Raw genomic sequence first — 15,075 nt, forward strand, 5'->3', positions numbered from 1 at the left:
GCCTCCGCGAATGATCAGGATCCCCTTTTGTGTGTTGTTCGCGGGAGCGGGGTCTCTGGATTCAGCGTACGGAGCAGATCGCGTCCTCGATCACCCGCGTCACGGCGTCCGGGTGCGAGATGAGCGTGAGATGGGAGCCGCCGGGGAACTCGGTGACCTTCGAGCCCGCCCGCTTGGCCATCGCCCGCTGCGAGGCCGGCACGATGATCCGGTCGCCGGTGGCGATGAAGTACCAGGACGGGATCGTCCTCCACGCCGCGGCCTTCGACGGCGTCGTGAACGCGACCGTCGAGGCGGCCCGCTGGGAGGCCCACAGCCGGTCGGCCGTCTCGCGGGGCAGGTCGGAGGCGAAGGAGCGGAGGAACACCTCCCGCTTCAGGTACAGGTCGGCCGCGCCGCCGCTCGATCCGGGGTAGGCCGAGCGATCGTAAAGGGTGGCCGGGTCCCCGCCGAGCGCCGAGCCGGAGCCGCTGAGCTGCCCCGTGGTCTCGCCGACGTCCGGCGCCGCGGCGCTGACGTACACCAGCGCTTTGACGCGCGGGTCGCCGGCGGCGGCATTCGTGATCACCGAGCCGCCGTAGGAGTGCCCGACCAGCACGACCGGCCCCTGGAGGGTCCGCAGGAAGTCCCGTACGGTCTGCGCGTCACCGGTCAGGCCGCGCAGCGGATTGGCCACGGCCCGCACGGCGTGACCCGCCCGCTGCAGAGCCTGCACCTCCCCGCTCCAGCTGGAGGTGTCGGCCCACGCCCCGTGCACCAGCACGACCGTCGCCCTGCTCGCGCCCGGCGACGGACACGACCCGTGCCACGCCGCCGCACCGGGCACCGGCACGACGGCCACGGCCGACAGGAGAAGAACGCACGAAACCCGGCATCTCATCATGTCGTACCCCTCTCCGGCCGGACCTCGAAAAGGGCCCTATTCATTCACGCTGACATCCGCACCACCCGAACGAGGTCATGAAAGCGACAAACAGCGCCTAAATCATCCGAGCCAGCCACTGCTTCGTCATGGAGAACCTGCCGCACCTTGACCTCGCCGAGGTGGTGCAGCACCGATGCCTGGAGTATGCGGTCGCCATACGGCATAAGCTCCACGAAGCAAATAATGGGCGGTTACGCCATTCCCTATTCGAAGGATTACGGGTGAAAGTTGGAGGCGTGGCCGCGGCGCTGGCCTTACTGTCCTTCGTACACTTAGGCAGCGGCTGTGCCGCATGCACCGTCTCACAGGGCCCACCGGTTACCATGCCCAAATCCGACGCGGCGGCCGACGTGGTGGTCCGCGCGTATCTCGCCGCCGTTGGGGCGCGCGACGCCGACGCGGCCCGCGCTCTGTCGGCGCCCTCTTATTACGAACGCGTCCACAGCTGGTCGAATGATCCGATCGACACATGGACCAGCCTGAAGGTCTCCGAGGTCGACAAGCCGGAGCCCGACACGTATGGGCCTGGCGGCTACCGGCAAGTGCGGCGGGTCTTCGTTGATATCGAGGTTCACCGGTGCAACGAAGAGCCTCCGGACGACGACCCGCATTATCCCTACACCTTTCTGGTGGGGAGGCAGTCGGACGACGCTCCTTGGAAGGTCATCGATTTTGGCGGATTGGGGTGAACGGTCGCGTGGCCCTCAGGGGCTACGGCTGGTCGTCGAAGGTCACCACCACCTTCTCCGCCGCACCGGGCGTCAGCGTGAGGTCGAAGGCGCGCCCGACCTCCGAGAAGGGGACGGTGTGGCTGATCAGCCGGGCGAAGCGCTCCTGGTGTGCCACGATCTCCGGGGTCACCTCGAAGATCTCCGTGGGGTAGCCCTGGGAGCCGAGGATGGTCATCTCGCTGCGGAGGATCGCGCCCAGGTCGATGGGCTCGGGCTTCGTGTGCACGGCCACCGTGACCAGTTTGGCGCCCCACCTCGCCGACGACAGCGCCGTGTTGACGACGGCGGCCACGCCCGCGGCGTCGATGTAGATGTCCGTGCCGGGGCGGGGCCGGCCCAGGGAGTCGGCGCCCTGGCCGTGCAGTTCCGTCAGGCGCGCGGCCACGTACTCCCGTGCGGAGTCGATGACGGCGTCCGCCCCCGCGGCCAGGGCGGTCTCCAGGCGCTGCGGGTTGACGACGACGCGATCGCCGGCCTTCAGGGTGGTGACCTCGGCGCCCACCTCGACGATCTCGCCCGCCGGTTCGTGCCCGAGCGGGATGAGGTCAGCCGCCCGTCCGGGCCCAGCGGCATGCCGCCCATGCGCAGGAAGGTCAGGTCGGTGCCGCAGATGCCGCAGGCGCGGGCGCTTTGGCTGCTGGGCCGAGGTGGGAAGCTCTCGGCGGGCTCGTGCGGGTTTTGGCCAGGTCGAGGCGAGAGCCGGTCGGCGGGCTCGTGTCGGCCTTTCGTTAGGCCGAGGTGGGGAGCCGGTCGGCGCCGGCTGCGATCGCCTGGCGCCAGGGGCGGACCGCCTTGGGCGGCATGCCCACCGTGAGCACTCCGGTCAGGCGGTCCCCGGTGCGGTACGCGGCCAGGAACCGGCGCTCGTCCAGGTCCCCCTCCATCACGGCCACGCCGTCGTGGCCACGCAGCTGGCCGTACGCCTGGATCTTCATGTCGTACTGGTCGGACCAGAAGTAGGGCACCGGGGCGTAAGGCCTGCGCGCCTCGGGGTGGAGCAGGTTGCGGGCGGCGGCCATGCCCTGTTCGGCGGCGTTCGTACGGTGCTCGATCCGCATCGACGTGCCGAACAGCGGGTTGTGCCAGCGCGCGACGTCCCCGGCGGCGTACACGTCGGGCGCGGCGGCGCAGTACGCGTCGCAGACCAGGCCGTCGGCCACCGTCAGGCCGCTGCCGGCCGGCCATTCGGTGTTCGGCAGGGAGCCGATGGCCACCAGGACCTCGTCGGCCTCGACCAGTTCGCCGTCCGCGAGCCGTACCCCGCCCTCGTCCACCTCGGTCACGGTGACCCCGGTGCGCAGGTTCACCCCGTGTTCCAGGTGGGCCCGGGACAGCACGCGCCCGACCTGTTCGCCGAGGGCGTGGGCGAGCGGGACCGACGCCGGGTCGAGGAGGGTGACCTCGCAGCCGAGGCCGCGGGCCACCGGCCCGGCCGGCTACGTCAACGCCACCGTCGTGCTGGCCGGCATCGCCTCCGCGACCAGGCTGGCCCTGGTCCACGTCGACGACGACGTCCTGCTCCGGCAGCTCGTCGAGGCCGGCCGGCGCGCGCTCGGGCTGCGGGCACCACGCCGCCCTGCCCCCGCCACGTCGCCACCCGAGCCGGACTCGACGGCCTGACCGTCAGGAGGCGCGCTCCCGCGTTACGGCCCGGTGCTCGCCGGCAGGCCGCCGACCTTCACCCAGGAGACGCTGCTCAGGCTGAGCGCCGGGTGGTGTGGCAGCGGGAAGGCGGGCTCTGGGTGCTCGGCCTCAAGGCGATCGCGTGAGCGCCTGCTCAGAGCGCGAGCGCGCGGACGGCCTCCTCGTCCACGCCGATCCCCAGGCCGGGGCCGGTGGGCACCTGGGCGACGCCGTCGGTGACCGTGATGACCGGATCCGTGGCGTAGGGGCTGGTGATGAACTGCCGGCCGTTGAGGTCCACCGGCGTGTCCACGCCGAACGCCGCGAACAGGTGGAGCGAGGCCGCCAGCCCGATGTCGGACTCGGTGAGGCCGGAGCCCATGATCGCCAGGCCGCAGTCCTCGGCGAGCTGGCACTGCCGCAGCGCCAGGGTCAGCCCGCCGCAGCGCTGCACCTTGGCGACGGCGACGTCGATGGCGTCGAGCCGGACGAACGTCGCCAGGTCGCTCGGATGGCGCAGGCTCTCGTCCACGGCCACCGGGATGGGGCTGGCGTCACGCAGGCGGCGCAGGCCGGCGACGTCGTTGGACGGCAGCGGCTGCTCGAAGACGGCCACGTCCAGGTCGGTCAGGCGCCGGGCCACCCGGAGCGCGACGGCGGCCGTGTAGCCCTGGTTGGCGTCCACCCAGAGCACGGCGTCGGGAGCCGCGGCGCGCACGGCCTCCACGATGGCCACGTCCTCGTCCTCGGTGTGCAGGCCTACCTTGACCTTGACGTGGCGGTAGCCGAGCGCGCGGCCCTCGGCCACCGAGTCCGCGGCCACGGCGGCCGACTCGGTGGCCACGATCCAGGCCAGCTCGATGGTGTCGCGCCTGCGCCGGCCCCACAGCTCGCCGAGGGACAGGCCGAGGCTGCGGGCGTAGGCGTCGTGGCAGGCCACGTCGACCGCCGCGCGCGCCAGCGGCATGCCGATCGAGAAGCCCTTGCTGATCGTACGGTCGAAGACGCGGCAGAGCCCGTCCAGATCCCACAGCGGGCGGCCGACAGCCGCCGGGGCCAGGTAGTTCTCGATGGTGGAGACGATGGACTCGGTGGTCTCGTACGTCCAGGAGGGGATCGGGGTGGCCTCGCCCCACCCGATGGCCCCGTCGTCGGCGGTGACCTTCACCAGGACTCTGACGGCCGGGCGGCCGCCCTGGACGACGGACCCGCCCGCCACGGCGAAGTCGCGCAGCGAGGGCAGGCCTACGGTGAAGGTCTCGAGGCGTGCTATCCGGTTCACGTGATTCAGTACCATTCGGACTTGTCGACCAGATTGATCAGTTCGCGCCCGGCCACGAAGCGCCGGGCGTTCTCCAGCAGTACGGCGAAGCGCCGCTCGTCGCCGTGCGGACCCACGCCTCCCACATGCGGGGTGATGAGCACGTCCGGACGCCGCCAGAGCGGGTGATCGGCGGGCAGCGGTTCGGTCTCGAAGACGTCCAGGGCCGCGCCGGCCAGGCGCCCTTCGGCCAGGGCGGCCGTCAGGTCGTCGAGCCGCACGATGGGCCCGCGGCCGATGTTGACGACGTACGACCCGGGCTTGGCCAGCGCCAGCCGCCGCGCGTCCAGCAGGCCCTCGGTGGCCGGGGTGTGCGGAACGGTCAGGATGACCAGGTCCGCCTCGGGAAGCAGCCGGTCGAGCGCGTCGGCCGGCAGCACCTCTGCGAAGCCCGGCACGGGGCCGCCGCGCCGGGCGTCCACGCCCACCACCCTGGTGCCGAACGCCGCCAGCAACCTGCCGACCTCGGCCCCGACCGCGCCCACCCCCACCACCAGGGCGGTGGCCTCGCCCATGGACAGCACGGCGCCGGGGTCCCAGTCGGGCGCCCAGCGCGCGCGGGCCTGTTCGCGGGCGTACCTGGGCAGGCCCCTGGCCAGCGCGAGCACGAGCGCCAGCGCGTGCGCGGCCACGTGGTCGGTGTACGTGTCACGCATGTTGGTGACCTGCACGGGGTGCGCGACCAGGGCCGGATGGTAGAAGCCCGGAGGCGGCCCGGCCTGCGGGGCCTGCAGCCAGCGCAGCCGTCCGGCGTGCGCCAGCAGGTCCGCGGGCAGGGTGCCGTAGGCGGCGTCGGCCTCCGCCAGCGCCCGCGCCGCCTCGTCCTCGGTCTCCGGCTGGAGCACGACGAGCTCCGGCACCGCCTGCTCCAGCCGGGCCCGCCAGCCCGCGGTGGCCGGATCGTGCGGCGGCAGCAGCACCAGGGTGGCTGGGCTCACGCCCTCCTCGCCAGCCCGGACTCGGTGATCTCGTACAGCAGCGGCTCTCCCGCGATGTAGCGGGCCAACTCCTCGGCCATCGCCTGTCCGTGGCGGCGCCGCTCGAAGCCCAGGCTGCCCGCCACGTGCGGGGTGACGACGATGTTGGGCATCGTGAACAGCGGCGACCCGGCGACGGGCGGCTCCGGCTCGGTGACGTCGAGGACGGCGAACAGGTCGGTCCGCCGGCTCAGCACGTCCACGAGCGCGGCCTCGTCGACGAGGGCGCCGCGCGCCGTGTTGATCAGGGTGGCGTCGGGCTTCATCGACTCCAGCAGCTCGGTGCCGACCAGGCGCTGCGTCTCGGGGGTGAGCGGCGAGTGCAGGCTGACCACGTCGGAGGTGGCGAACAGCTCCTTCAGGCCGACGAGGCGCACGCCGAGCTCCGCCGCCTGCGCCGGGTCGGCGTACGGGTCGTAGGCCTGCACGTCGAGGTGGTGATGGGCGAGCAGCCGCGCCGTGGCCCGGCCCGTGGCGCCGAGCGAGACCAGCCCGACCACCGCGTCGTAGGCCCCGATCTCGGGCCCGCGCGGGGCGGTGGCCGCGGCGGCGCGCGCGGCCAGCACGTAGCGCCAGCCGTGCTTGAGCGCGTACAGGATCTGCGAGAGCGCGAACTCGGCGACCGGCTCGGCGTTGGCCGTGGCCGCCGAGGTGACCCGCACTCCCCTGGCCCACATCTCCGGGGTGACCATCCCCTTGATGGAGCCCGCGCCGTACAGCACCAGCGAGAGCCTGGGCGCGGCGGCGAGCAGGTCGGCGTCCAGCTTGGGCGCCCCCCACCCGGTCACCAGCACGTCAAGGTCGGCGAGCACGTCCGGGGTGATCCGGTCGGCGGTGAGCAGGGGCGAGGCGATGGTCAGGTGCCGCTCGATCGCCTCCCTGGCCTGGGGGCCGTAGACGTCGTCGAAGCGGTTCGGGTCCATCACGTACAGCCCGTTCAGCATTGCCTCTCCTTCACGCGAGCCGCCGCCCGCACGCTGGCCAGGCGGGCAGGCGAGCCCAACCCGGCGTGGTAGTAACGTAGCTGCCGCGCTCCCCCTGCGATGAGGTCGGCGGCAAGTGCCGGGATCCGGGCGTGCCCGTCCTCCAGCACGGTCAGGTTGGCGACGAGGGGGATCTCGGTGCGGCTCGCCGCGGCCTTCACCTGGGCGAGTGCCGCCTCCTCCGGGCCCCAGCACTTGAGCACGTACGCGTCGACCCGCGCGTCGAAGGAGGCCAGGTCGATCCCCACGTCGGGGCCGGTGACCTGCGGGTCGTCGGTGGCCATGAGCAGCAGCTCGCGGCCGGCGGCCGGCACCGCCACGTCCCGGACCAGGTCGGCGATGACCCGGCCGCGGTGGTCGTAGACGGCCTGGGCGCGCTCGTGGCCGAGCGCGTCGCCCAGGCTCTCCCCGGCGGGGACGCCCTGCTGGAGCTCACCGTCCACGGCGGCGCGCACGTCGCGCGCCAGCTCCTCGACGTCCAGGCCGCGCTCCGCCAGCCCGTTCCGGCAGGCCGGGCAGAGGCAGAGCGACAGCAGGGCCCTGCCGCAGGCGGACAGGTGGGCGCCGGAGGTCTTCTCGTGGTGTCCGGCGTGCTCGGCGCCCAGCCAGCCGCACGCCTCCAGCATCAGCGCGGGCACGTCGTACTGGTCGCAGACCTCGCTCACGAGGGTGAGCGCGTAGTCGTGGACGGCGGGCTGGGCGGGGCAGAGCGCGTAGGGATAGGACTCGCCGTACGCGTTCCTGACCGTCAGGTCGGGCGCCTCGCGGCCCAGCACCGAGGAGTGCGTGAGCACCATCCAGGCCTCGGCCCGCAGCCCGGCCTCCGCCAGCGCGGCCAGCGCCGTCCCGAACCGGTCCTCGTCCGGCACCCCCCAGCTCGGCGGGTACGGCTTGAGCCGCCCGCGCCACCGATCGGGACGCAGCCGGAAGTAGGCCGCCGCGTGATCGGCCTGCACGATGCGGTGGCGCGGATGCCACGCGGTGGTGGCCCGGACCGAGTGGTAGGCCGCCTGCAGGGTCACCGTGCTCACGCCGAGCCCGGCGATGCGCTCGGCCGCCGCGGGGTCGCCCACGAGGTCCCAGGTGTAGGCGAACGCGCCGTGCCTCGTCTTCAAGCGGACTGTCACCCCTTCGTGGCGCCGGCCAGGCCGCGCGTGAAGTAGTTCTGGAAGAACAGGAAGATCGCCAGCATCGGCAGGAACGAGATCGTCATCCCGGCGGCGAACCCGGTCCAGTCGGTGGCGTGCTCGCCCTGGAAGGAGAGCATCCCGACGGCGAGGTTCTGCAGGTCGGGCTGGCCGAGCGTGAACACCAGCGGGATGTTGAACTCGTTCCAGCTGCTGATGAACTGGAAGATGACCACCACCGCGATGACCGGTTTGGCCAGCGGCAGGATGAGGCCGAACGTCTTGATGAAGCCGGCCCCGTCGAGCTTGGCCGCCTCGAACAGGTCGCTCGGGACGCTGGAGAAGAACCCGACGAACAGCAGGACGTAGAGCGCGCCCGCGCCGCCGGACATGGCCAGGATGACGCCGGCCCGCGTGTTCAGCAGGCCGAGGTTCTCGATCAGCACGAACTGCGGGACGACGATCGAGGCGACCGGGATGAACAGGGTCCCCACGATCATCCGGTAGAGCAGGGTGCGGCCGGGGAACTCGTACCTGGCCAGCACGTAGCCGCACAGGGCCGCCTTGACCAGCTCGACGAGGGTCGAGGCGACCGAGTAGAGCACCGTGTTGAAGAAGTATCCGGAGAACCCGGCGTTGACCCAGGCGCGTACGAAGTTGTCGAAGTTCAGCTGGTCGGGCACGAGGCTCGCGCCGCTGGTGAACATCCCGGCCTGGGTCTTGAACGCGGCCGAGATCGTCCACAGGAACGGATAGACCCACACGAGCCCGATGACCACCAGGATGGGCAGGGCGATGAGGTTGGCCCGGGTCCTGTGGCTGCGCCGGGCGGCCTGGTTGATCGTGGCCATCAGACGCCGTACTCCTTCCTGAGCCGCTGGGCCCGGCGGACCGCGACGCCCTGGGCGGAGACCAGGACGAAGGCGATGACGGAGAACAGCAGCGCCGCGGCCGAGGCGTAGCCGTAGGCGAACGGCACCGAGCCGAAGGCGTTCTGGTAGATGAAGTAGGACACCACGTACGTGCTGGTGCCCGGGCCACCCGCGGTGAGGGTGACGACCAGCCCGAAGACGTGCATGGCGTTCACGATGCCGAGCAGGGCGATGATCACGGCGACCGGCCTGATCATCGGCAGCGTGATGCGGGTGAGCTTCTTCCACTCGCCCGCGCCGTCGATGTCGGCCGCCTCGTAGACCTCCTCCGGCACGTTCTGCAGCGCCGCGATCCAGTAGATCATGTACTGGCCGAAGATCTGCCAGACGGAGACGAGCACGAGCACGAGCAGCGCGCTCCACCGGTTGGCGAACACGTCGAACCCCTGGTCGACCAGGCCGAGGTCGCGCAGGATCGCGTTCAGCGCGCCGTTGGACGGGTTGAGCAGGTAGGTGAAGACCAGGCCCGCCATGGCGACGGGGATGATCAGCGGCGCGAAGAACAGGGTCCGGAAGAACCGCTTGCCGCGCAGCCACTTGCGGGTGAGCACGATCGCCGCCAGCAGCGAGATCGGGAGCTTGATGACGGTGGTCAGCACGGCGAAGATCAGCGTGTTGACCACCGAGAGCCAGAACAGCGGGTCGACCAGGATCGAACCGTAGTTGTCGGCCCCGACGAAGTTGTCGATCGGGCCGATGCCCGACCAGTCGAAGAAGGAGTAGTAGATCGTCGCGGCCAGCGGCCAGAGGGTGAAGCCGAGGTAGAGCAGGAGGAAGGGGGCCAGGAAGACGACCAGCCAGACCCTGTCGAAGCCGCGGACGCGCTCGCGGGAGTGATCGACGCGTTCGGGCACGCGCTCGGCGGGCGGCCGGTCCCTGTTCGGCACCCTCTCCCTACCGGGGGCGGGGGCGGTGGTTGTCATGGATGTCCTCACGAGGGAGAAGGGGGCGCCGGCCGGTCAGTTCTTGTACATGTCCTTCGTGTAGTCCTTGGTGTAGTCCCAGTCGGGGAAGGTGTAGCAGTCCATCGACACCTTCAGACCGGCGGCGGCCTCCTGCTTGAGCCCTTCCTCCAGGGCGGTCTGCCGCTGCTTGACGATGGCGGCGCCCACCGACTCCAGCGACTGGCCGCTGACCAGCGCCTCGCCCATGGCCTCCCACTCCCCGTCGGGGCTCTTCGCCAGCGCGTTCACGTACGCCTTGGACTTGGCGATGTCGGGGCACTTGAGCAGCGGCACGGGAAGCTGGACGCGGTAGCCCGGCTGCGCGCCGATCTGCATGATCTGCTTGAGTGCCGGGTCGCTGACCATCTTCTGGTTGTCGACGTAGGCCAGCGTGCCGAAGGCGCTCTTGTAGTACTGCTTGACGAAGTAGCCGTTGGGGTCGGTCATCCACTGGATGAACGTCCACATGGCGTCGGCGTTCTTGGTCTGCGAGCTGACCCAGTACTTGTTGGTGTCATACCTGCGGCCGCCCGCGCCGGTCGGTCCCCCGTCCGGGTTGACGCGCGGCGCCACCACGTACTTGTCGCTGCCGAAGCCCTGGCTGGCCCACACGCTCGGCAGCCAGGTGCCGTCGAACATGATGCCGGCCTGGTCGGCGGCGAACTGCTGGCGGGAGAAGTTCTTGTCGTTGGTGCCCGGCGCCAGGTATCCGGCCTTGCTGAGCTCCTGGATGTAGGCGAAGGTCTTCACCTGCCCGGGCTCGGTCAGGTCGAACTTGCCCGTCTTGTAGTCGAAGAACTCATCCGTCGAGACGCTGCTGATCAGCCCGAACCAGATCCGCTGCATGTCCACGCCCTTGGTGGGTGCGGCGATGCACTCCGCCTTGGTCTTGGCCTTGATCTGCGCGCAGGCGCTCTTGAGGTCGGCCCAGGTCTTGGGCGGGCTGTTGACGTCCAGCCCGGCCTGCTGGAAGACCTGCTTGTTGAGGAACATGTAGCCGGAGCCCCAGTAGAGGTTCTCCGAGAACGGGAAGCCGTACGTCTTCCCGTCCTGCATGTTGATGCCCTCCAGGAAGGACCCGTCCGGCCAGCGCTTGGTGAAGTCGGCGGGGACGGTGCCGCTCGGGCTGAGCGGGCTGATCCACTTCTGGTCCAGCAGCTGGGACAGCCCGGTCGCGTTCCAGTAGAACATGTCCGGCGCCTGGTTGCTCTGGAAGGCCAGGGGCAGGGTCTTCATGTAGTCGGCCTGGGTGATCGAGCGCCACTCGATCTTGATGTTGGGATGTTCCTTGGTGAACTGCGCGCCGATGTCCTTGTGGAAGTTCACCTGTTCGGCGGAGAAGTCCCAGATCTGCAGCGTGGTCTGCGAGCCACTGCCGCCGTCGCGGCCGGTGCTCGACGTGCCGCACGCCGCCACGAGCAGCGAGGCCAGGATCGCGGTGATCATCGCGGGCCGATGGAGTTTCATGAAGCCCTCCCGAGAGACGGAGGTCAGAGGGGTGTCGGGCATCGGGTAAGCGCTTGCCCGAGAGGTGGGTCCGAGAGTAACCCCGGTCACAGGCCGATTCAAGACTTGTGAGAAAGCGGTTTCAGATCGATGCTCGGTCATGACACCTGTCCGTCGACGACCCGTACCGCCAGAAATATGCTGATTTGCCTGGCACTCTTCGGCGGCGCGCGCCGATAAGATCATCATCTCGGCGCGCCGGAAAAATCTTTACAAGCGCTTTCAGAACTTCGGGAGTACGTGTGCGCCTGCTCGCCTTCACCAAGCCCTTCGGCCCGATCGACCCCGCCCGGCTGGCCGAGACCGTGGCCTCGGTGGGCGCCGACGGGGTCGACCTCGTCGTGCGCGAGGGGCAGACGGTCAGCCCCGCCGACCCGGGCGGCATCGCCGTCGTCGCCGCCGAGCTCGAACGCCGCGGGCTCACCCTCGACGTCGTCACCACCGACCTGCTCGACGCCGACGCGGACGCCGAACGGATCATCGCGGCCTGCGGCGAGAGCGGCGTCCCCCTCATGCGGGTGGGCTTCTTCCGCTACGACCCCGCCGCCGGATACCGCCGTCAGCTGGATGAGTCCAGGGCCGCGCTGTCCCGCCTGGCCGCCGTCGCGGCCCGGCACGGCGTGCGGCTGGCGGTCCAGTTGCATCACGGTACGATCCATCCATCCGCCTCGCTCGCCCTCGCACTCGCCGGCGACCTGGACGACGTGCGCTTCTACGCCGACCCCGGCAACCAGGCCAAGGAGGGCAGCGAGGCATGGGCGCTCAACGTCGACCTGCTGGGCGATCGGATGGCCTGCATGGGAGTGAAGAACGCCGTCTGGCGGTCCACCGCGGACGGCTGGGTGTGCGAGTGGCAACCGTTCGCGGACGGAGGCGTGGTCCCCTGGCCGGAGATCGTCCCCGGGCTGCGCGCACGCGGCTACACCGGAGTGCTGTCGCTGCACGTCCACTACCCGGCAGCCGACCCGGCGGCGGCCGTACGGCGGGATCTTGATCATCTACGCGGGCTGCTCGGCTGACGGGCGCTCCACGGGGGCAGGAGGAGCGGGTGCGTAATCTGCGGCAGGGCCGCTCGGCCCGGGTGACGATCAGCGACGTCGGGGCGGCGGCGGGGGTGTCGGCCTCGACGGTCTCCCGCGTGCTCAACGGCACGGCCAAGGTCGCCCCCTCGCTGGCGGCGCGCGTCCACGACGCGGTCAGGCAGCTGGGCTACCGGCCCAACGCCGCGGCGCAGGGGCTGGCCCGCGGGGAGTGGGGCACCATCGGCGTGCTGGTCCCCAACCTGGCCAACCCCTACTTCCCCGACGTGCTCAAGGCGGTCTCGGCCGTCGCTCGCTCCCACGGGCGGCGCGTCATGGTCATGGAGTCGGACGACGACCCCTCGATCGAGCACGACCTGGTCGCGGACCTGATGCGCAGCTGCGACGGGGTGCTGCTCTGCTCCTCCCGCCTGGAGCGCTCGGACCTGGTCGTGCTGACCGCCCGGGACCACCCGCTCGTCCTGCTCGACCGGATCGTCCCCGGCATCGCCGCGCCCGCGGTCTCCGCCGACTTCTTCGGCGGGATGATGCTGATCTGCGGCCACCTGGCGCAGCTGGGCCACCGCCGGGTCGCCTACCTGAGCGGGCCCGAGGTGTCCTGGGCCAACGCCGAGCGGATCAGGGCGCTGGAGGCGGCCAAGGCGTTCGGCATCTCCGTCACGATCCTGCCGTGCGGGTCCACCAGCCGCTCCGGGTACGACGCCGCCGCCGAGGTGGCCGGCACCGGCGCCACCGCGCTCACCACCTACAACGACCTGGTGGCGCTGGGGGCGGTGACCCGGATGCGCGAGCTCGGGGTACGGGTCCCCGAGGACCTGTCGGTGGTCGGGTTCGACGACATCGCGCTGGACCACGTGGCGCACACGAGCCTGACCACGGTGTCGGTGCCGCGCGGTCAGCTCGGCAGGCAGGCGGCCGAGATGCTGGAGGCCCTCATGACCGAGGGGCACGACGGGGAGCCGGTGTACCTGCCGATGGAGTTGCACGTCCGCGACAGCACGGCGCCGCCCCACTGTTGACAAGTGCGGCCGGCGGCGGGAACCCTGTCTTCCTGAAAGCGCTTTCCCAGCGGAGGAGAGAGAACCCGTGGACACCGACGACCGCGCAGGACGGCCTGGCAGCGACCGAGACGATCTGCAGCGGCAGGTCCTGGACCTGGTCGCACCACTGACCACCAGATTCAGCGCGGGCGGGGGGCGGCTGCGGCTGGGGTTCAACACGGCGCACTACGACCAGGCCGCCTCCGAGCTGGAAGCGTTCGCTCGGCCGCTGTGGGGGCTGGCGCCCCTGGCGGCCGGCGGCGGGGCGTTCGACCACTGGGAGCTCTGGCGCGCCGGGCTGGCCGCCGGGACCGACCCCGAGCACCCCGACTACTGGGGCGCCGCCTTCGACCGCAACCAGCGGCTGGTCGAGACCGCCGCCATCGGCCTGGCGCTCGCCCTGGCCCCCGAGCAGGTCTGGGACCCGCTGACCGGCCCGCAGCGCGACACGGTGGCCGCCTGGCTGCGGCACGCGGTCACCGTGGAGCCCAACGACAACAACTGGCTGTTCTTCCCGGTCATGGTAGGGCTCGGGCTCGACCGCGTCGGGGTCGCCCACGACCGCGACGCCAACACGGCCAGGCTCGACCGGCTGGAGGAGTTCGACCTCGGGCGCGGGTGGTACTCCGACGGGCCCAAGTGGCAGCGCGACTACTACATCCCGTTCGCCATGCACTACTACGGCCTCATCTACGCGGCGCTCGGCGACGACCCGGCCAGGGCCGGGCGCTTCCGCGAGCGGGCCGCGGCGTTCGCCCACGACTTCCAGCACTGGTTCACCAGCGAGGGGGTCGCGGTCCCGTTCGGCAGGAGCCTGACCTACCGCTTCGCGCAGTCGGCGTTCTGGGGGGCGCTGGCCTTCGCCGGGGTCGAGGCGCTGCCGTGGGAGGTGACCAAGGGCCACCTGCTGCGGAACGTGCGCTGGTGGGGCGGCCGGCCCATCCGCGACACCGCCGGGCTGCTCACCATCGGCTACGGCTACCCCCAGCCGCACCTGGCCGAGCAGTACAACGCGCCCGGCTCGCCGTACTGGGCCATGAAGGCGTTCCTGCCGCTCGCCCTGCCCGCGGAGCACCCGTTCTGGGCCGCGAAGGAGGCCGACGCGCCGCCGCTGCCCGAGGTCAGCACCCAGCCGGAGGCGGGCGTGGCGCTGCTGCGCTGCGAGGAGGGACGGCACGTGGTGCTGCTGAGCGCGGGGCAGCACGCCCCGTGGATGCGGCACGGCGCGGCCAAGTACGCCAAGTTCGCCTACTCCACGCGCTTCGGCTTCAGCGTGCCGGCCGGGACGCTGGGGCTCGAACAGGGCGCCTTCGACAGCACGCTGGCGCTCAGCGAGGACGGCGAGCACTGGCGGCCGTGCGAGCTGCCGTACGACGTCTCCGCCTCCGACGGCGTGCTGCACGCGCACTGGAAGCCCTGGGACGACGTGGAGATCGAGACCTGGCTGGTGGCGCTGCCCCCGTGGCACGTACGGGTGCACCGGATCAGGACCGGACGGGCGCTGCGCACGGCCGAGGGCGCCTTCGCGGTCGACCGGGACCGGCCGCCTACCCGAGTGGAGACCGGCACCGGGTGGGCCAGGCTCGACTCGCCGAACGGCCTGTGCGTGATCGAGGACCTGTCCGGCGGGCGGGAGGGCGTGCTCGTCACGCCCCTGCCCGGCACTAACGTGTTCGCCCCGCGCACCACGATCCCCACGCTGACGGGCGAGCTGCCGCCCGGCGAGCACCTGCTGGCCTGCGCGGTCATCGGCCTGGAGGCTGTGGAGGGGAGCGAGTGGCCGGCGCCTCCCACGTGGGACGCCGTCGAGCCGCTGCTCGGCCCGGCGCCGCGGCCGTGATCTTGATGCCGGACAGCGGGCGGCCCGCCAGGTCGCCCGCCGTCCGGCGGCTCACCGGCAGAGGCACGCCGGGTTTGCCGTACCGC

The 15,075-nt window shown here is 71.3% G+C and carries 15 protein-coding genes; 5 read left to right on the plus strand and 10 right to left on the minus strand.

Annotation, left to right across the window (positions count from 1 at the left end; genetic code table 11):
- Positions 1-61 precede the first annotated feature (61 nt).
- Positions 62-841: an alpha/beta hydrolase gene (locus tag AB0J87_RS57285; protein WP_363983284.1), complete on the minus strand. Its 780-nt coding sequence runs from the start codon at positions 839-841 to the stop codon at positions 62-64.
- A gap of 170 nt (positions 842-1,011) precedes the next feature.
- On the opposite strand from AB0J87_RS57285, the gene AB0J87_RS57290 reads away from it, so the two are divergent.
- The gene (locus tag AB0J87_RS57290) at positions 1,012-1,614 is read left to right on the plus strand and encodes a hypothetical protein (protein ID WP_363983287.1); all 603 of its coding nucleotides are present in this window, start codon (positions 1,012-1,014) and stop codon (positions 1,612-1,614) included.
- A 22-nt stretch (positions 1,615-1,636) separates the two neighbouring features.
- On the opposite strand, the gene AB0J87_RS57295 is transcribed toward AB0J87_RS57290, so the two are convergent.
- Positions 1,637-2,275 (minus strand): zinc-binding dehydrogenase, encoded by a 639-nt coding sequence (locus tag AB0J87_RS57295; RefSeq protein WP_363983586.1) that lies wholly within the window; start codon positions 2,273-2,275, stop codon positions 1,637-1,639.
- 109 nt (positions 2,276-2,384) lie between these two features.
- On the minus strand, positions 2,385-3,080 hold the full coding sequence (locus AB0J87_RS57300) for an FAD-dependent oxidoreductase (RefSeq protein ID WP_363983290.1): 696 nt from the start codon (positions 3,078-3,080) through the stop codon (positions 2,385-2,387).
- Between AB0J87_RS57300 and AB0J87_RS57305 the strand changes: the two genes are divergently transcribed.
- Positions 3,052-3,276, plus strand: a complete 225-nt coding sequence (locus tag AB0J87_RS57305) for a hypothetical protein (protein ID WP_363983293.1) — start codon at positions 3,052-3,054, stop codon at positions 3,274-3,276. The genes AB0J87_RS57300 and AB0J87_RS57305 overlap by 29 nt on opposite strands.
- A gap of 157 nt (positions 3,277-3,433) precedes the next feature.
- Here AB0J87_RS57305 and AB0J87_RS57310 read toward each other — a convergent pair whose 3' ends face one another.
- Genes AB0J87_RS57310 through AB0J87_RS57340 form a run of 7 tightly spaced genes read right to left on the minus strand, consistent with a single transcriptional unit; the run spans position 3,434 to position 11,030 of the window.
- The gene (locus AB0J87_RS57310; RefSeq protein ID WP_363983296.1) at positions 3,434-4,561 is read right to left on the minus strand and encodes an enolase C-terminal domain-like protein; all 1,128 of its coding nucleotides are present in this window, start codon (positions 4,559-4,561) and stop codon (positions 3,434-3,436) included.
- A gap of 5 nt (positions 4,562-4,566) precedes the next feature.
- Positions 4,567-5,538 (minus strand): D-2-hydroxyacid dehydrogenase, encoded by a 972-nt coding sequence (locus tag AB0J87_RS57315; protein WP_363983299.1) that lies wholly within the window; start codon positions 5,536-5,538, stop codon positions 4,567-4,569.
- The gene (locus tag AB0J87_RS57320) at positions 5,535-6,521 is read right to left on the minus strand and encodes a hydroxyacid dehydrogenase (protein ID WP_363983302.1); all 987 of its coding nucleotides are present in this window, start codon (positions 6,519-6,521) and stop codon (positions 5,535-5,537) included. Before AB0J87_RS57320 ends, AB0J87_RS57315 begins: the two co-directional genes overlap by 4 nt.
- Entirely contained in the window at positions 6,515-7,675 is a 1,161-nt protein-coding gene (locus AB0J87_RS57325; RefSeq protein ID WP_363983305.1) for a hypothetical protein, read from the minus strand. Before AB0J87_RS57325 ends, AB0J87_RS57320 begins: the two co-directional genes overlap by 7 nt.
- Positions 7,676-7,683: 8 nt before the next feature.
- The gene (locus tag AB0J87_RS57330; RefSeq protein WP_363983308.1) at positions 7,684-8,538 is read right to left on the minus strand and encodes a carbohydrate ABC transporter permease; all 855 of its coding nucleotides are present in this window, start codon (positions 8,536-8,538) and stop codon (positions 7,684-7,686) included.
- A complete protein-coding gene (locus AB0J87_RS57335; protein WP_363983311.1) occupies positions 8,538-9,542 on the minus strand; it encodes a sugar ABC transporter permease in 1,005 nt (334 codons plus the stop codon). Before AB0J87_RS57335 ends, AB0J87_RS57330 begins: the two co-directional genes overlap by 1 nt.
- Before the next feature lie 36 nt (positions 9,543-9,578).
- Positions 9,579-11,030 (minus strand): extracellular solute-binding protein, encoded by a 1,452-nt coding sequence (locus tag AB0J87_RS57340; RefSeq protein ID WP_363983314.1) that lies wholly within the window; start codon positions 11,028-11,030, stop codon positions 9,579-9,581.
- A 281-nt stretch (positions 11,031-11,311) separates the two neighbouring features.
- Here AB0J87_RS57340 and AB0J87_RS57345 point away from each other — a divergent pair, with 281 nt between their 5' ends.
- The 3 genes from AB0J87_RS57345 (at position 11,312) to AB0J87_RS57355 (ending at position 14,989) form a co-directional block, all read left to right on the plus strand.
- Complete coding sequence (locus tag AB0J87_RS57345) at positions 11,312-12,088, plus strand: sugar phosphate isomerase/epimerase (protein WP_363983317.1); 777 nt, start codon at positions 11,312-11,314, stop codon at positions 12,086-12,088.
- 29 nt (positions 12,089-12,117) lie between these two features.
- Positions 12,118-13,128, plus strand: a complete 1,011-nt coding sequence (locus AB0J87_RS57350) for a LacI family DNA-binding transcriptional regulator (RefSeq protein WP_363983320.1) — start codon at positions 12,118-12,120, stop codon at positions 13,126-13,128.
- Positions 13,129-13,195: 67 nt separating this feature from the next.
- Positions 13,196-14,989 (plus strand): DUF2264 domain-containing protein, encoded by a 1,794-nt coding sequence (locus tag AB0J87_RS57355; protein WP_363983323.1) that lies wholly within the window; start codon positions 13,196-13,198, stop codon positions 14,987-14,989.
- Positions 14,990-15,075 lie beyond the last annotated feature (86 nt).

It is taken from the genome of Nonomuraea sp. NPDC049625, from assembly GCF_040675285.1.
Classification (GTDB): Bacteria; Actinomycetota; Actinomycetes; order Streptosporangiales; family Streptosporangiaceae; genus Nonomuraea; species Nonomuraea angiospora_A.